This is a genomic window from Gellertiella hungarica (assembly GCF_014197145.1).
Classification (GTDB): Bacteria; Pseudomonadota; Alphaproteobacteria; order Rhizobiales; family Rhizobiaceae; genus Gellertiella; species Gellertiella hungarica.
Genome location: NZ_JACIEZ010000002.1, coordinates 12753 through 29308 on the forward strand (window position 1 = coordinate 12753; position 16556 = coordinate 29308).

A 16556-nucleotide genomic window follows, 5' to 3' on the forward strand; every position below is an offset into this window, starting at 1 on the left:
GCCGATGCAAAGAAAAAGGCCGGCGAAAGCCGGCCTTTTTTCATGGAAGCAGCAAGGGCTTGCGGTGGGGCCGCATCCTGCCGCAGGTGTTCCGGGAACGGATTATTCGGCGACCTTGACCGGGATCGATGCGGTCGTGCACGGATCGACGCCATAGGCTGGGCTGCATTCCGCTTTGCCGGCTGCGACGGTGCCGGGGGCAAGGAAGGAACCTGCGATGACGACGAGTGCCGCACACGCAAAAAACAGTGCGATGGACTTGCCCATGAATAGCCTCTTGAACGGTTTTAGGGGGTGGCGCGATGCCGATTCCCGGAAGGACGCGCGCGGTTAGTAGTATTAGATGTTTCCGACATCAATAGAAGAGTTTGCTAAACCTACGGTTAATGCAAAACTGACAATTCGATTGTGGCCGGATTGCAGCAATTCAATGCGAGTGCGGCCGCGGAGGTTCCTCCGCGGCCGCAAACGTCTGAATCCTGAGGCTTTTCTGCCACAGTTGCGGGGCCGGGCGCCCCGCGGCAATCGTTAAGATCAGGCTGCCTTGCCGGAACCGGTGAACTGGCCTTCCGGACGATACTGAACCAGATAGGACGGCAGGATGGCGCTCGGGATCGCGGGGGTGATCCCCATGCCCTTCAGCGTGCGTCCGTCCTTCTCGGCAGCCTCGGACACCACGTTGTCCGACTTCAGCAGCGTGACCTGGTCGGGCGTGATCGGCGCATCCACGAGGGGGATCAGGCTGGCGACCGAGCCGATCAGCGATGCGATGCCGAAGGGCAGCGAGACCAGCGGACGCTGGCGGCCGGTAACTTCCAGCATCAGCTCCATGCATTCGCGGAAGGACAGCACCTCCGGACCGCCGAGCTCGTAGACGGTGCCGGCCTGCAGCCGGCCTTCCACCGCGCGGGCAACCGCCTCGGCGACGTCTTCCACATAGACGGGCTGGAACCGGGTCTGCCCGCCGCCGACGAGCGGCAGGAAGGGCATGGTGCGGGCCATGGCGGCGAAGCGGTTGAAGAAATCGTCTTCCGGGCCGAAGACGATCGACGGGCGCAGGATGATCGCGTCCGGCTTGATCGCCAGCACGGCGGCTTCGGCATTGCCCTTGGTGCGGGCATAGGCGGAGGGCGACTTCTGGTCGGCGCCGATGGCGGAGACATGGGTCAGCGTCGCGCCCGCGGCGCGGGCGGCTTCGGCAATCGCGCGGGCGCCGAATTCCTGCACGGCCTCGAAGGTGTTGCGGCCCTTGTTGGCCAGAAGACCGACGCAGTTGACCACGTGATCCGCATCCTTCACGGCGGCATCGACCGACCAGCGGTAGCGCAGGTTCGCCTGGACGAAGGAGATCTGTCCGACATTGCCGAGCGGCTGGAGGAAACCGGCGAGATCCGGGCGGCGCACGGCCACGCGGATGCGGTAGCCGCGCCGTGCCAGCGCGCGCACCACGTGACGCCCGATGAAGCCCGACCCGCCAAATACGGTTACCAGCGGGGGAAGGTTGGACAGGGTCATCTCGTGCTCCTTGGCTTGTCGGTCGGGGTAGTCTTGTCGGTCGGCGTGCCGCACAGACTCTCTGCGGCAGCGGGTGTCGTTGCCGCTCTATTAGCGGAAAAGCGCGGCAAGGTGAAGGGCTTCGGACCCGCTCTTCGCGCGCGTCCGAACGCCGCTTGACGGATGTCAGGCGGGCCGTGCCCCGGGATTTCAGATTCCCTCGACGACCACCATTTCGGCATCCGCCACCTTCTGGCGGATCTTCGCGGCGATCTGGTATTCGGGCGAGTTGTAGCAGTCCACCGCATGCTGCAGCGACGGGAACTCGATCACCACGTTGCGGCCGCGGGCCTTGCCTTCCAGCTCGACGAAGGCGCCGCCGCGGGCGAGGAAGTTCGCGCCGTATTTCTCGAAGGCCGGCTTGGCGGCGGCGACGTAATCCTTGTAGTTCTCGGCGTCGCGCACGTCGACGCGGGCAATCCAGTATCCCTTGCGCATCTTCTTTCCTCCTGATGTGAATGGTGCGGGGTCAGGCGCCGGCCATCTCGGCCAGGATCGCGCGCGCTGCCTCCCGCGGATCGGGTGCCTTGACGATGGGCCGGGCGACGACCAGGTGGCTCGAACCCGCGCGCAGCGCATCGGCCGGCGTCATCACCCGCTTCTGGTCGCCCGCATCAGCGCCTGCGGGGCGAATGCCGGGCGTGACGATCGCCATGCCGGGGCCGAGGATCGCGCGGACGGCGCCGGCCTCTTCCGCCGAGCAGACGATGCCGCCCATGCCGGCCTCGCGCGCCTGGGCGGCGCGGCGCATCACCAGCGTGCGGGGATCGTCCTGGTAGCCCGCCTCCGCCATGTCGGCGCCGTCCATGGAGGTCAGCACCGTCACGCCGAGCAGGCAGAGATCGGAGCCGCGCGCGGCGGCAACGGCCGCCCGCATAGCCTTCGGATAGGCATGCAGCGTCAGCATGCTCATGCCCATCTTCACGATGTTCTCGACACCCGAGGCAACCGTGTTGTCGATGTCGAGAAGCTTCATGTCGAGGAAGATCTTCTTGCCGGTTGCGGCAAGGTCGCGGGCAAGCTCGAGCCCGCCGGCAAAGACGAGCTGGTAGCCGATCTTGTAGAAGAGGACATCGTCGCCCAGCCGCGCCACGAGGCTTTCGGCTTCCTTCACGGTCGGCACGTCCAGGCCGACGATCAGTCTTTCGCGCGGGGTCATGGCAATCGGTCCTCTCAATCCGTCTTGCAGGCTGAGTGCCATGCCGGGCGGCGCATCGCAAGCCGGAAACCCGCTTGCTCCACCCCAAAAAGCCTCAGGGGCGGCGGTAGAGCCAGATCTGGGCCGGCGGAATGTTGCGGACGATGAAATCGAAATGCTGGATGCGGTAGCGGTCGGGCTGCGCCACGATGGGCGAGACCGGGCCATAGCTGAACTGCACCACGGGGCGTCCTTCCGGCAGGCGGTCGAGCAGGGATTCGAGCAGGCTCACCCGCTGGTGCATGGGAAAATTGAGGAGCGGCAGGCCGGAGATCACCGCATCGAACTTCTGGTCGCCCAGATGGGCAAGCGTGCGCTCGAGGTGGAAGGCGTCCCCGTGTATGAAATCCACGCCCGGAAAGCGGTCGATCAGCGGCGGAAGGAAATCCTCGGAATATTCGATTGCGTGGAGCTTTTCCGGCGGCACGCCCCGCTCGAGGATCGCCCTGGTGATGACGCCGGTGCCGGGCCCGAGTTCCAGCACGGGCAGGCCCGAGGCGGGGTTGATGACGCTCGCCATCTTCCGCGCGGTCACGCTGGAGGTGGGCACGATCGCCCCCACCGTCTTCGGCTTGTCCATCATGCCGCGGATGAAACGGATCTCCTCGCCGAATTTCCGCTCGATCCGTTCCTTGATACGCAATGCCATTGGCCAGCCCCCGCTTTGCCGTGGCGGGTGCAGTCATCGCACCCGTTCCGCAACATCGGGCAATGAATAAGCCATTTTCGTGACGCTGTCCCCCCGAGCGAGGCGGACGGCAACAGTTTCTTCACAAATCGTTAATGGCGAACCTCAGACGCGCATCGGCATCAGCACGTAGAGCGCGTCGTCGCCCGCCAGGTCGCGGATCAGCGTCGGCGAACCGGCATCCGCCAGCATGAAGATGGCGTCCGTGCCGGAAAGCTGCGCGGTGATGTCGAGCAGGTAGCGGGCATTGAAGCCGATTTCCATCGGGTCGCTGTCGTAGCTGACGGCCACTTCTTCGGTCGCGCTGCCGGAATCCGGATTGTTGACCGTGAGCGTGAGCTGACCGTCGTTGATGGCGAGCTTCACGGCGCGGCCGCGCTCGGAGGAGATGGTGGAGACGCGGTCGACGGCCTGGGCGAAGGTGGAGCAGTCCACCCGCATTTCCCGGTCGTTGTTGGCCGGGATCACCCGCTGGTAATCGGGGAAGGTGCCGTCGATCAGCTTCGAGGTCAGCACGATGGAGCCGATGGTGATGCGGATCTTGGCATCCGAAACCTCCATGCCGACCATGGCATCCGGCTGGTCGACCAGCTTCTGGAGCTCGCCCACGGTCTTGCGCGGAATGATGATGCCCGGCATGCCTTCGGAGCCCGAGGGCGCGATGACGTCGGCGCGCGCCAGGCGATGGCCGTCGGTGGCCACCGCGCGGATCTTCAGCTCGCCGCCGGCCTCGATGGTGTGCAGGAAGATGCCGTTCAGGTAGTAGCGCGTCTCTTCCGTGGAAATCGCGAACTGGGTGCGGTCGATCAGCATCTTCAGATCCTGGGCCTTCAGGCTGAAGGAGTGGCTGAAGCTGCCGGCGGTCAGGTCCGGGAAGTCCGCTTCCGGCAGGCATTGCAGCGAGAACTTGGAGCGGCCGGAGGCCACCGTCATCGTCGAGCCGTCCGGATTGGTGGCGAGCAGCACTTCCGCGCCATCGGAGAGCTTGCGCACGATGTCATAGAGAAGATGGGCGGGAACGGTGGTGGCGCCGGCCTGTTCCACATTGGCAGGCGTTGCCTCGGTGATCTCTAGGTCGAGGTCGGTCGCCTTCATCTCAAGGCTGGTGCCGTTCGCCCGGAGCAGCACGTTGGAAAGGATCGGGATCGTGTTGCGGCGTTCCACCACGCGGTGCACGTGGTTCAGCGACTTCAGGAGATTGGAACGCTCGAGAGTGATACGCATGGAGTGATACTCTTTCGATCATCGACTGCCGGCGAATGCGGCCTTTGGGATAGGTTTCGCCATCCGGCGGGAACCGGAAGATAGTGGACGGGCAAAATGGCAGAAATTCATCTGCGAATGCAAGCGAAGAACGGAAGCGGGCGGGCGAGGCGGCCTTTTCCACCGTTTTCCACACCGGCCGCGGCGCTTGTCGCGGCCGCTTTGCTCGCCCATAAGGAAGAGGCAGAGAATGAAGCAGGACCCCTTGATGTCAGAACCCGATCATGAGCCGGTCGCCGGCAAGGCGGCAAAGACCTACCGCCTCCACAATGCCAGCATACCCGCCCGGCCGCTGGAGCCCGCGCTCTACCTCGTCGCGACCCCCATCGGCAATCTGGGCGACATCACCCTGCGGGCGCTCGAGGTGCTGGCCGGTGCCGACGTGCTGGCCTGCGAGGACACCCGCGTCACCCGCGTGCTGCTGGACCGTTTCGGGATCGCGGGGCGTCCGCATCCCTACCACGAGCACAATGCCAGCGAGGCGGGGCCGAAGCTGATCGCGGCGCTCAGGGAGGGACGCTCGGTCGCCCTCGTCTCCGATGCGGGAACGCCGCTGGTCTCCGATCCGGGTTACCGGCTGGCGCAGCTGGCGCTCGCCGAAGGGCTGCGGGTGGTGCCGATCCCCGGGGCATCCGCGCCGCTGGCCGCGCTGGTCGGCTCCGGGCTGCCGAACGACAGCTTCCTGTTTGCGGGCTTCCTGCCGGCAAAGGACAAGGCCCGGCGCGACCGGCTCGGCGAGCTCGCAAGCCTCCCGGCAACGCTGATCTTCTTCGAATCCCCGCACCGGATCGCCTCGACGCTTAAGGCCGCGGCCGATGTCTTCGGCAGGGACCGGCCGGCGGCCGTCTGCCGGGAGCTGACCAAGGCCTATGAGGAATTCAGCCGCGGGCCGCTCGGCGATCTCGCGGAAGCCTTTGCCGAGCGCAGCGTGAAGGGGGAGATCGTGCTCGTCGTCGGGCCGGCAGGCGCGGCCGCGCACACCGCTCCCGCCGATGTGGACGCCATGCTTCTGGCCGAGGCCCGCACCCTCTCGACGGGCAAGGCGGCGGCCGAGGTGGCGCGCATCACCGGTCTGCCGCGCAAGGAACTCTATCAGCGGTTGCTGGAGCTCAGGGGAGGCGATGGCGGCGAGAGGGCGTGACCGGCGGCAGAGGGCGGAGCGGCGCGGACGGCTGGCCGAATGGCTCGCCGCCCTGATGCTGCTCTGCCGCGGCTACCGGATACTTGCCATGCGCCATCGCACGCCGCTCGGCGAGATCGACCTGATCGCCCGCAAGGGAGATCTCGCCGTCTTCGTCGAGGTGAAGGCCCGGGCGGGCGAACGCGAGGCGCTCGATGCCGTCGGCGCCGCCGCCGCGCGCCGCATCCGCGCGGCCTCCGAAATCTGGCTCTCGCACCAGCCGGACGCCGCCCGGCTGTCCAGCCGCTACGACATCGTGGCGGTGCGTCCGCTGGCCTGGCCGACCCATTATCCCGACGCCTTCTGATCTGCCGGATCGGTTGCATTTTACCGGTCGGACTAACCGGAATTCAATCCGGGGTGGTTATGTCTTCGGCATAACGATTCGGGAGTAGCACGTGGTCTGGAAACTGTTCGCGTTCAGCACCCTTGCCGTTGCGGCACGGGACATCTCTACCATCGCCTCGACGCCGCGATTGCCGCCGCTGGTGGCGGGAAATCCCTCGGGCCTGGAGATGAAGGAGGCCCGGATCGAGCCGTCCTGGATCATCTCCGGCGAGCCGAAGGCGCGGGTTGCGGAACATTCCCGCGGGGCCGACGGCGCGGGCGCCACGGCCATCTGGGACTGCACGGCAGGCCATTTCCGCTGGTATTTCGCCTGGGACGAAACGGTCGTCATTCTCGAAGGCTCGGTCCACGTGACCGACGCGGACGGGAACCAGCGGCTGCTCAGGGCAGGCGACATCGCCCTCTTCCGAGCCGGAACCTGGGCGACCTGGCAGATCGATACCTACGTGAAGAAGATCGCCTTCCTGCGCCGTCCCTTCCCCATGGTGGTGGCCAATGCCTGGCGGGTGATCAAGTCGCTTCGCGGGGCCGGGCGCGGCACCGGTCTCGGCGGCTGAGCCCGCAAAAAGCGCTTCCTCCGCCCGTTGCGTTTCGAGAGGCCCCGTCCTACATGATGGGGCCACGGCTTGAGCAAGGATCGGGGCGGAAATGGCAGCCATCAAGAATGTCGCGGTCCAGATGGACCATGTATCCTCCATCAACATCGCGGGGGATTCGACCTTCGCCATGAGCCTCGAGGCGCAGGCCCGGGGCTATCGTCTGTTCCACTACACGCCCAACCAGCTTTCGCTCCGCGACGGCCGCGTCTACGCCACCGTCGAGCCCATGGAGCTGCGCGACGAAAAGGGCAACCACTACACGCTCGGCACGCCGGAAAAGGTGGATCTCTCGACCATGGACGTGGTGCTGCTGCGCCAGGACCCGCCCTTCGACATGGCCTACATCACCTCCACCCATCTGCTGGAGCGCATCCATCCGAAGACGCTCGTCGTCAACGATCCCAACTGGGTGCGCAACTCGCCGGAGAAGATCTTCGTCACCGAATTCGCCGACCTGATGCCGCAGACGCTGATCACCCGCGACGTGGGCGAGATCGCGCGGTTCCGTCAGGAAATGGGCGACATCATCCTCAAGCCGCTCTACGGCAATGGCGGCGCGGGCGTCTTCCACTCCTCGCGCGACGACCGCAACTTCTCCTCGCTGCTCGAGATGTTCGGCCAGATGTTCCGCGAGCCCTACATCGCGCAGCAGTATCTTCCCGACGTGCGCAAGGGCGACAAGCGCATCCTGCTCGTCGACGGCGAGCCGGTGGGCGCCATCAACCGCGTGCCGGCCGAGCACGACAGCCGCTCCAACATGCATGTGGGCGGCCGCGCCGAGCCGACCGAGCTCACCCCCCGCGAGAAGGAGATCTGCGCCCGCATCGGCCCGGCGCTGAAGGCCCGCGGCTTCCTGCTCGTCGGCATCGACGTGATCGGCGACTACATGACCGAGATCAACGTGACCTCGCCGACCGGCCTGCGCGAGGTGAAGCGCTTCGGCGGCGCCGATATCGCGGCTCTCCTCTGGGATGCCATCGAGGCCAAGCGCCGCTGAGCGGCCGGATCGCGGTCCCGCTTTGTTCCGGAATGCAACCGGGTACATCCCGGATGCATCCCTTCGGCGCAAATGTTCGCGTGACGTTCTTGTTCTGCATATTCGAATGTGACAATATGACCGTCTGAAGGCTGTGACGGGTTGCGACGATGCCATGCCCAGTCGGCCGGATCGGGGGCAGGGTGGTCGCACGGGTCAGCACAATCGCGTTTCAGGGCATCGAGGGCGTGCCGGTCGAGGTCCAGGCCCTGATCGGTCCCGGCAAGATCGGGATGCAGATCGTCGGCCTGCCCGACAAGGCGGTGGCGGAAAGCCGCGAGCGCGTGCAGGCGGCGCTTCATGCCTCCGGCCTTGCCATGCCCGGCAAGAAGATCACCATCAATCTGGCGCCGGCGGACCTGCCGAAGGAAGGCAGCCATTTCGACCTTCCGATCGCGCTGGGGCTGATGGCGGCGCTCGGGGCGATCCCCGGCGATGCGCTGGCCGGTTACGTGGCGCTCGGCGAACTGAACCTCGACGGCACGCTTGCCCCGACGGCCGGCGCGCTTCCCGCCGCCATCGGCGCCAACGCTCTCGGCAAGGGGCTGATCTGCCCCGCCGAATGCGGTCCCGAGGCTGCCTGGGCGGGCGAGGGGGTGGACATCCTCGCTCCCCGCAGCCTGATCGCGCTTGCCAATCATTTCCGCGGAACTCAGGTGCTCTCCCGCCCCCGGCCGGCGGTGCGCCCCGGCCAGGGAGAGCTTCCCGACCTGTCCGACATCAAGGGCCAGGAAAGCGCGCGGCGCGCGCTCGAGGTGGCAGCGGCTGGCGGGCACAACCTGCTGATGGTCGGCCCGCCCGGCTCGGGAAAGTCGATGCTCGCGGCGCGTCTTCCCTCGATCCTGCCGCCGCTCTCCCCGGCGGAGCTGCTGGAGGTGTCGATGGTGCATTCGCTCGCGGGGCAATTGCCGGGCGGCAAGCTCTCCGACCGCCGGCCTTTCCGGGCGCCGCATCACTCCGCCACCATGGCGGCGCTCGTGGGCGGGGGGCTTCGCGCGCGGCCGGGGGAGGCCTCGCTTGCCCATCACGGCGTGCTTTTTCTCGACGAACTGCCCGAATTTTCGCCCCAGGTGCTCGATGCCCTCCGCCAGCCGCTGGAAACGGGGGAATGCATCATCGCGCGGGCCAATCATCGCGTCGCCTATCCGGCCGAGATCCAGCTGGTCGCGGCCATGAATCCCTGCCGCTGCGGCCTTGCGGGGGAACCGGGGCGGGGCTGCGCCCGCCAGCCCCGCTGCGTCGGCGATTATCAGGCCCGTGTTTCCGGGCCGCTCATGGACCGCATCGACATCCGCATCGAGGTGCCGGCCGTTGCCGCCACCGATCTCATCCGCCCGCAATCTTCCGAGACGAGCGCGGATGTGGCGGCGCGCGTCGTCCGGGCGCGGGCGCTGCAGCAGGCACGGCTGGAGGCTGCCGGGGAGCGCGGGACCTCCTGCAACGCACGGGCGCCGGCCGCCCTGATCGAGAAGCTCGCCGAGCCCGATGCCGCGGGCCTGCAGCTCTTGCGCGACGCGGCAGAAAAGCTGAGGTTCTCCGCCCGCGCCTATCACCGGGTGCTGAAGGTCGCCCGCACGCTGGCGGATCTCGACGGACAGGAGCGGGTCGGGCGCATCCATCTGGCAGAGGCGATTTCCTACCGGATCGCCGGCGAGAGGCTGACGAGCGCCGCCTGAGGGCGGCAAGGGGGCGGATGGCCCGGGAGAGCGAACACATGGGCAGCAGGGGCCGGATCATCCGCATCACGCGCGAGCGCGAGGAATGGCACGAGCCCTTCTTCGCCCATGCGGCAGCGGCCTTTTCCGTCGATTTCCGGCGCTGGGCGCGCCATCACGGCTGGGGCCCCGGCTACGAGGTTGCCGCCATCGTCGAAGGCGGGCGGGTTCTCTCCAGCATCGGCTGCACGCGCATGGCGCTCTCCGTCGCCGATCCCGGGCTGGGGCGCGACTTCCGCCGCCTGGCGGAAGCCGTCCAGCTCGGCAGCGTGGCCACCGTTCCGGACCGGCAGGGCAGGGGCCTCGGCCGTTTGCTGATGGATCACGTGCTGGCCGAGGCCACGCGCAAGGCGCGTCCCGTCATTCTCTTTTCCGGCAGCGGGGCCGAGACCTATTATCCGCGCTTCGGTTTCCGCCCCGTGGCGAGCGTGCGCTACCGCCTGCCGCTTACGATCCTGCCGCAGCCGGGCCTCGAGCAGCGGGTGCTCGATCCTGCATCCGTCCGCGACCGGCATCTCCTTCAGGCCATGCTGGCGGGCAATGCATCCCACGGCGGCGGCCTTTCGGCGCGGCCGGATGCCTCGATCCTCACCTGGTACCTGTTCAACACGCCGTGCCGGGCGGTGCTGGTGCCCGCCCTCAGGGCACTGGTGTTTCTCGAGGAGGAGGAGGGCAGGCTTCACATCCGCGAATGGCTCGGCGCGCGTCCGGCGGATATCCGGCCCGTCCTCTGCGGGCTCGCGACGAAGGCCGCGGGGACGGTGGAGTTCGGCTTCGTGCCGCCACCCGCCTGGCTGCCTGCGGATTTCGTGCCCGCGCCCGACCCGGAGGCGGCGCTCTTCGTGCGCGGCCTCGATATCGCGCCAGGCATTCCCGTCTGCTTCCCGGACCTGCTCAGGACCTGAAACGAGGAAGGGGGCGCCACAGGCACCCCCTCCCTCCGTGCGATGGATCGGCCAGGGCGGATCAGCCGCCGAGCCCGTCGAAGAGGGCGGTCGAGAGATAGCGCTCGGCAAAGGAGGGAATGATGACGACGATGGTCTTGCCCTCGTTCTCGGCGCGCTGGCCGACCTTGATCGCCGCCGTCAGCGCGGCGCCGGAGGAAATGCCGACCGGCACGCCCTCGAGGCGGGCGACGAGGCGGGCATTCTCGAAGGCCTCGTCATTGGTGACGGTGACGACCTCGTCATAGATCTCGCGGTCGAGGATGGCGGGGGCAAAGCCTGCGCCGATGCCCTGGATCTTGTGCGGGCCGGGATTGCCGCCGGAGAGAACCGGGCTGTCGTTCGGCTCGACGGCGATGACCTTCAGGCCCGGCTTGCGCGCCTTCAGCACCTGGCCGGTGCCGGTGATGGTGCCGCCCGTGCCGATGCCGGACACGAAGATGTCGATCTTGCCGTCCGTATCGTTCCAGATTTCTTCCGCCGTCGTCTTGCGGTGGATTTCCGGGTTGGCCGGGTTCTCGAACTGCTGGGGAATGATCGCGTCGGGATTGGCGGCGGCGAGTTCCTCGGCCTTGGCAATCGCGCCCTTCATGCCCTTCGGGCCTTCCGTCAGCACCAGCTCGGCGCCCAGCAGCGCCAGCATCTTGCGGCGCTCGATGGACATGGTTTCCGGCATGGTGAGGATCAGCTTGTAGCCCTTGGCGGCCGCCGCGAAGGCAAGCGCGATCCCCGTATTGCCCGAGGTCGGCTCGATCAGCGTGGTCTTGCCGGGGGTGATCTTGCCCTGCGCTTCCAGCGCCTCGATCATCGCCACGCCGATGCGGTCCTTCACCGAGGCGATCGGGTTGAAGAATTCGAGCTTGGCAAGCAGGTTTGCCTTCACGCCCTTTTCCTTCGCCAGCTTGTCCAGCCGGACGATGGGCGTATCGCCGATGGTTTCGGTGATCGAGGAATAGATCCGGCCGCGGCCGGGCTTGCGCGCTTCAGACATTCTGTGGGTCTCCCTTTTCCTGTTGAGGACAGGATAGGCGAGAGGCGCGCGGCAATCCAGTCATCTCGAGCGGGCCGCCCTGACAAAGCGGAGAATGTCCTTCCCGAACGGGCCCGCTTCGTGGAAAATCAGCCTCGGGCGAGGATCATCGTCGCCGCACCGGCCATGAAGCCCGCCGCGGTGCGGTTCAGCATCTGCATCTTCTTCGGCTCGCCGAGCCAGTCGCGCGCCTTGCCCGCGAGCATCATGTAGGGCGTGATCACGGCAAGCAGCACGATGAAGGTAACGACGGAAAGCTCGGCAAACTGCGGCAGCCCCACCTTGGTCAGATCGATCACCGCCGGGACGATGCCGAGATAGAAGAGCATGGTCTTCGGGTTGCCGAGCGTCAGCGTCAGGTCGGAAAGGAAGCACTTGAAGCCGTCGAGCGGCTTCTTCTCGCCGTTCACATCGATCTTCATGCCGGACTTCCAGAGGCCCCAGGCGAGATAGATCAGATAGGCCGCGCCCGCATACTTGATCGCCATGAAGACATAGCCGAAGGTCTGCGCCACATAGGCCAGCCCCAGGATCACCGCCGTCAGATAGACGATATCGCCGAGGATGAGCCCGAAGGCCATGGGATAGGCGGTGCGAAACCCCTGCCCCAGCGCCCGCGCCACAACGGCCGTGATGCCGGGACCCGGAATGGCAGCCGCGATGAAGAGGGCAAAGCTGTAGCTGAAGAATTCGGTTGCGGACATGGCACCCTCTGGCGGCGGCAATACATTCCTTCTGGAATGCCTAATTCAGAGGGTGAATGCAAGGGCTACCCCGCAGCCCGTAAAGCGAAAGGCCCCGGTAATCCGAGGCCCTGACGCCGACCGGGAACAAACCCCCAATCCACTTGAAGTGAATATGCAGACTATGCGATATTCCTTCAAGAGGCGCAAATCTCCTCAGTTCAGCCCCGTCGAGCCAAATCCGCCGGCGCCGCGGTCGGTGACGGTGGCGAGCGCGGTTTCGGTGAGGACCGCCTGCACCACGGGGGCAATCACCATCTGGGCGATGCGCATGCCGCGTTCGACGACGAATTTCTCCTCGCCGAGATTGACAAGCAGCACCTGCACCTCGCCGCGATAGTCGCTGTCGATGGTGCCGGGCGTGTTGAGGCAGGTCACGCCGTTCTTGTAGGCAAGGCCGGAGCGGGGGCGGATCTGTGCCTCGAAGCCCTGCGGGATCTCGAAGATGAGACCGGTCGGCACCAGTGCCCGCTTGCCGGGCTTCAGCGTCAGCCGCTCGCCCTCGGGAATGGCGGCGCGCAGATCCATGCCGGCGGAGCCTTCCGTCTCGTAGGCCGGAAGCTCCAGTCCCGCGCCATGGGGCAGGCGCACGATGCCGATCACAGGTTTCTTCTCCGCCGTGCCGCTCATCAGGACCCCCTTTTGCGTCGGTTTGCGTTGCATCCTGCCCCTCTAGCCGCTAGAAGACCGGCCATTCAACAGGAATTTCACCCCGATGGCCGAATCCCTTGCCGAGGCGGTATCACGCCGCCGCACCTTCGCGATCATTTCCCACCCGGACGCCGGTAAGACGACGTTGACGGAAAAGCTGCTGCTGTTCGGCGGTGCCATCCAGCTTGCCGGCGAGGTGAAGGCCAAGAAGGACCGGATCCAGACCCGGTCGGACTGGATGAAGATCGAGCGCGAGCGCGGCATCTCGGTCGTCACCTCGGTGATGACCTTCGAGTACAACGACACGGTCTTCAACCTGCTCGACACGCCCGGCCACGAGGACTTTGCCGACGACACCTACCGCACGCTGACGGCGGTGGATGCGGCCGTGATGGTGATCGACGCCGCCAAGGGCATCGAGCCGCGCACGCTGAAGCTTTTCGAAGTCTGCCGCATGCGCGACATCCCGATCATCACCTTCGTCAACAAGATGGACCGCGAAAGCCGCGACCCCTTCGAGATCCTCGACGAGGTCGAGCAGAAGCTGGCGCTGGATACGGCCCCCGTCACCTGGCCGATCGGCCGGGCGAAGAGCTTCTGCGGCTCCTATCACCTGGCGAAAAACGAGGTGCGCGGTTCCGATACGGAAGAAAAGACCACGCCTGTCAACGGTCCGCAGGCGGTGGCCGAGCGGCTGCCCGAGAACGAGCGCCAGGCCTTCATCGACGAGATGGAGCTTGCCATCGAAGCCTGCCGCCCCTTTGACCGGGAAAGCTTCCTCGAGGGGCATCTGACACCCGTCTTCTTCGGCTCGGCGCTGCGCAATTACGGTGTCCGCGATCTCATCAACGCGCTGGCCGACTATGCCCCGCCGCCGCGCGACCAGGTGGCCGACGTGCGCACCGTGCACGCGACCGACGAGAAGATGACCGCCTTCGTCTTCAAGATCCAGGCGAACATGGACCCCAACCACCGCGACCGCATCGCCTTCGTCCGCGTCTGCTCCGGCAAGCTGGAGCGCGGCATGAAGGCGCGGCTTTCCCGCACCGGCAAGCAGATGGGCCTGTCCGCCCCGCAATTCTTCTTCGCCTCGCAGCGGCAGCTCGCCGATACCGCCTATGCGGGCGATGTCGTGGGCATTCCGAACCACGGGACGCTGCGCATCGGCGATACGCTGACGGAAGGCGAGAGCCTCGTCTTCCAGGGCGTGCCGAACTTTGCGCCTGAAATCCTGCGCCGCGTGCGGCTGGAAGATGCCATGAAGGCAAAGAAGCTGAAGGAAGCGCTGCAGCAGATGGCCGAAGAGGGCGTCGTGCAGCTCTTCTCGCCGGAAGACGGTTCGCCCGCCATCGTCGGCGTGGTCGGCGCGCTGCAGCTCGACGTGCTGAAGGAACGCCTGCAGGCGGAATATGGCCTGCCGGTCTCCTTCGAGATGTCGCGTTTCTCCGTCTGCCGCTGGATTTCGGCCGACAACAATGCGGATCTCGAGAAATTCATCACCAACCGCCGCGGCGACATCGCCCGCGATCTCGACGGCGACCCGGTCTTCCTCGCGCAGGACAGCTTTTCGCTCCGCTACGAGTCCGAGCGCGCGCCGGCCATCAAGATGGTGGCGATCAAGGAATATCACGCCGTCAAGGCGGCGTGAGGCTCAGCTCGGCGGCGTGACCTTGAGGGCCCGGATGTCCTGGGCCCAGCCGAGGCCCGAGGCGATCCAGGTCTGGCGGGCAGGGGTGAGTTGATGCCGCTGCCGGATCGTGCCGATGCGGATGCCCACCGTCTCCTCGCCCTCCGCGATCCGGTAGAGGTTGGAGCCGCAGGTCGCGCAGAAATACTGCGCGCTCCTTCCGCTGGAAGCGCCGGTCTTCACATAGGCCCTGGCCTCGCCGCGCGTGACCCGGAAATCGCTTGAGCGCGCCTCCACGGTTGCCCGGTAGGGCGAGCCGGAAAAGGCCTGGCAATCGCTGCAATGGCAAAGCCCGATCTCGGGCGAAACAAGGTCCGCCTCGTAGGCGACCGCCCGGCAGAAACATTCTCCGTCGATATGCATGCCTACCTCCGTCAACCGGGAGGTAAATGGAGACAGGGGCGCGAGGGTTCCGGGGCATCTGCCCCACGGGGGGTGAGTGGCAATGCGGGGGGAGGGGCGATGCGTACCCCGTGCTGCCTTGCACTGCGTGGAGTTTGACGAGGTGCAGCCCCCCTCTGGCCTGCACGGCGTCGAGTTTGCGGATGCGCACCCCCCTCTGCCCTGCCGGGCATCTCCCCCTCAAGGGGGGAGATCGGGATGGGGATTCTTGGGGCAGTCCCCAGCCAACGTATCGGCAAATGAGACGCTTGTTTATTGGGGAAACCACAAAACCCACGGTCAATCTCCCCCCTTGAGGGGGAGATGCCCGGCAGGGCAGAGGGGGGTGCGGTGCGTCAAACTCGACGCGATGCGAGGCAGCCGCGATCTCCCCCTCGCGGCGAGCGAAGCTCGTCCGCCTGGGGAGATGTCGGCGAAGCCGACAGAGGGGGATGCGGTGCGTCAAACTCCACGCCCCGCGAAGCAAACGTGTTCCCCCGCCCCGCCGTCAATGGCCCGACTTGATGAAGGTTCCGTTCTGGAGTTCGCGCATGGCCTGCATGATTTCCTCGCGGGTATTCATGACGATGGGGCCGTGCCAGGCGACGGGTTCCTCGATGGGCTTGCCCGAGACCAGCAGGAAGCGGATGCCCTGGTCGCCGGCCTGCACCGTCACCTGGTCGCCGGTGTCGAAGACGACGAGGGTGCGGTTGCCGGACATGTCGCGGATGTTCAGCTCCTCGCCGTTGACTTCCTTCTCCACCCGCACGCCGAAGGGCTTCGATGCGTCGCGGAAGGTGCCGGAGCCGGCGAAGATATAGGCGAAGGCCTTGCGGTAGGTATCGACCGGCAGCACCTTCTTCTTGCCCGGCGGCACGGAGACGTCGAGATAGACGGGTTCGGCGGCAATGCCGTCGACCGGGCCGGACTTGCCCCAGAAGCTGCCGCAGATGACCCGGACCGCCGTGCCGTCGTCATCGATCGCCACGGGGATATCGGCCGACTTCACGTCCTGATAGCGCGGCGCGGTCATCTTCAGCGAGGAGGGCAGGTTCGCCCAGAGCTGGAAACCGTGCATGCGGCCGGCGAAATCGCCCTGCGGCATTTCCTGGTGCAGGATGCCGGAGCCGGCCGTCATCCACTGCACGTCGCCGGCGCCGAGAAGGCCGCGATTGCCGAGGCTGTCGCCATGCTCGACGGTTCCGGCGAGCACATAGGTGATGGTCTCGATGCCGCGATGGGGATGCCAGGGGAAGCCGCGCAGATATTTCTGCGGCTCGTCATTGCGGAAGTCGTCCATCATCAGGAAGGGATCGGTCAGCGACGGATCGCCGAAACCGAAGACGCGGTGCAGGTGGACGCCGGCGCCCTCCATGGTGGGCCGGGCAATGCTCTCGTGCTTGACGGGGCGGATGGACATGGAGAAGTCCTTTCGGAAACGGGGTTGCCTGGCGCCGAATATATCGCTTTTTTGCCCTTTGCTAAGGGAGCGGCGCGGAACGCAGTGTTCACCGGAGCTGCCCTTGCAGGCAAAAAGCG

Annotated in this window: 18 protein-coding genes; 7 read left to right on the forward strand and 11 right to left on the reverse strand. The window is 66.3% G+C overall.

The features are described from left to right. Window positions 1-102: 102 nt before the first annotated feature. The 6 genes from GGR23_RS04605 to dnaN all read right to left on the reverse strand — a co-directional run bounded on the left by GGR23_RS04605 (window position 103) and on the right by dnaN (window position 4664). Window positions 103-267 carry a hypothetical protein gene (locus tag GGR23_RS04605; RefSeq protein WP_183364946.1) on the reverse strand — a complete coding sequence of 55 codons (165 nt, stop codon included), beginning with the start codon at window positions 265-267 and terminating at the stop codon, window positions 103-105. A 267-nt stretch (window positions 268-534) separates the two neighbouring features. Beyond that, window positions 535-1515 carry a complex I NDUFA9 subunit family protein gene (locus tag GGR23_RS04610; RefSeq protein ID WP_183364947.1) on the reverse strand — a complete coding sequence of 327 codons (981 nt, stop codon included), beginning with the start codon at window positions 1513-1515 and terminating at the stop codon, window positions 535-537. Between the two features lie 189 nt (window positions 1516-1704). Further along, window positions 1705-1992 (reverse strand): DUF1330 domain-containing protein, encoded by a 288-nt coding sequence (locus GGR23_RS04615; protein WP_183364948.1) that lies wholly within the window; start codon window positions 1990-1992, stop codon window positions 1705-1707. A 31-nt stretch (window positions 1993-2023) separates the two neighbouring features. Further along, window positions 2024-2713 carry an orotidine-5'-phosphate decarboxylase gene (gene pyrF, locus GGR23_RS04620; RefSeq protein WP_183364949.1) on the reverse strand — a complete coding sequence of 230 codons (690 nt, stop codon included), beginning with the start codon at window positions 2711-2713 and terminating at the stop codon, window positions 2024-2026. A 94-nt stretch (window positions 2714-2807) separates the two neighbouring features. Then, complete coding sequence (gene pmtA, locus GGR23_RS04625; RefSeq protein ID WP_183364950.1) at window positions 2808-3401, reverse strand: phospholipid N-methyltransferase PmtA; 594 nt, start codon at window positions 3399-3401, stop codon at window positions 2808-2810. 144 nt (window positions 3402-3545) lie between these two features. After that, on the reverse strand, window positions 3546-4664 hold the full coding sequence (gene dnaN, locus GGR23_RS04630; protein ID WP_183364951.1) for a DNA polymerase III subunit beta: 1119 nt from the start codon (window positions 4662-4664) through the stop codon (window positions 3546-3548). Window positions 4665-4911: 247 nt separating this feature from the next. Here dnaN and rsmI point away from each other — a divergent pair, with 247 nt between their 5' ends. The 6 genes from rsmI to GGR23_RS04660 all read left to right on the forward strand — a co-directional run bounded on the left by rsmI (window position 4912) and on the right by GGR23_RS04660 (window position 10486). Further along, on the forward strand, window positions 4912-5844 hold the full coding sequence (gene rsmI / locus GGR23_RS04635; protein ID WP_183364952.1) for a 16S rRNA (cytidine(1402)-2'-O)-methyltransferase: 933 nt from the start codon (window positions 4912-4914) through the stop codon (window positions 5842-5844). Beyond that, the gene (locus GGR23_RS04640; protein ID WP_183364953.1) at window positions 5825-6190 is read left to right on the forward strand and encodes a YraN family protein; all 366 of its coding nucleotides are present in this window, start codon (window positions 5825-5827) and stop codon (window positions 6188-6190) included. Before rsmI ends, GGR23_RS04640 begins: the two co-directional genes overlap by 20 nt. A gap of 91 nt (window positions 6191-6281) precedes the next feature. After that, window positions 6282-6788 carry a cupin domain-containing protein gene (locus GGR23_RS04645; RefSeq protein WP_183364954.1) on the forward strand — a complete coding sequence of 169 codons (507 nt, stop codon included), beginning with the start codon at window positions 6282-6284 and terminating at the stop codon, window positions 6786-6788. A 91-nt stretch (window positions 6789-6879) separates the two neighbouring features. Continuing rightward, window positions 6880-7827, forward strand: coding sequence for a glutathione synthase (gshB, locus tag GGR23_RS04650; protein ID WP_183364955.1), 948 nt, complete (start codon window positions 6880-6882; stop codon window positions 7825-7827). Window positions 7828-8009: 182 nt separating this feature from the next. Then, window positions 8010-9542 (forward strand): YifB family Mg chelatase-like AAA ATPase, encoded by a 1533-nt coding sequence (locus GGR23_RS04655; protein WP_183365748.1) that lies wholly within the window; start codon window positions 8010-8012, stop codon window positions 9540-9542. A 38-nt stretch (window positions 9543-9580) separates the two neighbouring features. Continuing rightward, entirely contained in the window at window positions 9581-10486 is a 906-nt protein-coding gene (locus GGR23_RS04660; protein WP_183364956.1) for a GNAT family N-acetyltransferase, read from the forward strand. Window positions 10487-10547: 61 nt separating this feature from the next. Here the strand turns inward: GGR23_RS04660 and cysK are convergent, their stop codons facing one another. The 3 genes from cysK to dut form a co-directional block, all read right to left on the reverse strand. Beyond that, entirely contained in the window at window positions 10548-11516 is a 969-nt protein-coding gene (cysK, locus tag GGR23_RS04665; RefSeq protein WP_183364957.1) for a cysteine synthase A, read from the reverse strand. Window positions 11517-11644: 128 nt separating this feature from the next. After that, window positions 11645-12259, reverse strand: coding sequence for a LysE family translocator (locus GGR23_RS04670; protein WP_183364958.1), 615 nt, complete (start codon window positions 12257-12259; stop codon window positions 11645-11647). A gap of 195 nt (window positions 12260-12454) precedes the next feature. Continuing rightward, window positions 12455-12928, reverse strand: a complete 474-nt coding sequence (gene dut, locus GGR23_RS04675) for a dUTP diphosphatase (protein WP_183364959.1) — start codon at window positions 12926-12928, stop codon at window positions 12455-12457. 85 nt (window positions 12929-13013) lie between these two features. Between dut and GGR23_RS04680 the strand changes: the two genes are divergently transcribed. Next, window positions 13014-14597, forward strand: coding sequence for a peptide chain release factor 3 (locus tag GGR23_RS04680; RefSeq protein WP_183364960.1), 1584 nt, complete (start codon window positions 13014-13016; stop codon window positions 14595-14597). Window positions 14598-14600: 3 nt separating this feature from the next. Here GGR23_RS04680 and GGR23_RS04685 read toward each other — a convergent pair whose 3' ends face one another. Together GGR23_RS04685 and GGR23_RS04690 are read right to left on the reverse strand one after the other, a co-directional pair. After that, a complete protein-coding gene (locus GGR23_RS04685; RefSeq protein WP_183364961.1) occupies window positions 14601-14999 on the reverse strand; it encodes a GFA family protein in 399 nt (132 codons plus the stop codon). A gap of 526 nt (window positions 15000-15525) precedes the next feature. Continuing rightward, window positions 15526-16437, reverse strand: a complete 912-nt coding sequence (locus tag GGR23_RS04690) for a pirin family protein (RefSeq protein ID WP_183364962.1) — start codon at window positions 16435-16437, stop codon at window positions 15526-15528. Between the last annotated feature and the right edge of the window lie 119 nt (window positions 16438-16556).

Excerpts from the sequence above, each read along its gene's own strand:
- dut (WP_183364959.1), bottom strand. The coding sequence starts at position 12,928 with ATGAGCGGCACGGCGGAGAAGAAACCTGTGATCGGCATCGTGCGCCTG.
- dnaN (WP_183364951.1), bottom strand. The coding sequence starts at position 4,664 with ATGCGTATCACTCTCGAGCGTTCCAATCTCCTGAAGTCGCTGAACCAC.
- GGR23_RS04680 (WP_183364960.1), top strand. The coding sequence starts at position 13,014 with ATGGCCGAATCCCTTGCCGAGGCGGTATCACGCCGCCGCACCTTCGCG.
- cysK (WP_183364957.1), bottom strand. The coding sequence starts at position 11,516 with ATGTCTGAAGCGCGCAAGCCCGGCCGCGGCCGGATCTATTCCTCGATC.
- GGR23_RS04660 (WP_183364956.1), top strand. The coding sequence starts at position 9,581 with ATGGGCAGCAGGGGCCGGATCATCCGCATCACGCGCGAGCGCGAGGAA.
- GGR23_RS04670 (WP_183364958.1), bottom strand. The coding sequence starts at position 12,259 with ATGTCCGCAACCGAATTCTTCAGCTACAGCTTTGCCCTCTTCATCGCG.
- GGR23_RS04610 (WP_183364947.1), bottom strand. The coding sequence starts at position 1,515 with ATGACCCTGTCCAACCTTCCCCCGCTGGTAACCGTATTTGGCGGGTCG.
- GGR23_RS04640 (WP_183364953.1), top strand. The coding sequence starts at position 5,825 with ATGGCGGCGAGAGGGCGTGACCGGCGGCAGAGGGCGGAGCGGCGCGGA.
- GGR23_RS04615 (WP_183364948.1), bottom strand. The coding sequence starts at position 1,992 with ATGCGCAAGGGATACTGGATTGCCCGCGTCGACGTGCGCGACGCCGAG.
- GGR23_RS04685 (WP_183364961.1), bottom strand. The coding sequence starts at position 14,999 with ATGCATATCGACGGAGAATGTTTCTGCCGGGCGGTCGCCTACGAGGCG.
- GGR23_RS04605 (WP_183364946.1), bottom strand. The coding sequence starts at position 267 with ATGGGCAAGTCCATCGCACTGTTTTTTGCGTGTGCGGCACTCGTCGTC.
- rsmI (WP_183364952.1), top strand. The coding sequence starts at position 4,912 with ATGTCAGAACCCGATCATGAGCCGGTCGCCGGCAAGGCGGCAAAGACC.
- pyrF (WP_183364949.1), bottom strand. The coding sequence starts at position 2,713 with ATGACCCCGCGCGAAAGACTGATCGTCGGCCTGGACGTGCCGACCGTG.
- gshB (WP_183364955.1), top strand. The coding sequence starts at position 6,880 with ATGGCAGCCATCAAGAATGTCGCGGTCCAGATGGACCATGTATCCTCC.
- pmtA (WP_183364950.1), bottom strand. The coding sequence starts at position 3,401 with ATGGCATTGCGTATCAAGGAACGGATCGAGCGGAAATTCGGCGAGGAG.
- GGR23_RS04690 (WP_183364962.1), bottom strand. The coding sequence starts at position 16,437 with ATGTCCATCCGCCCCGTCAAGCACGAGAGCATTGCCCGGCCCACCATG.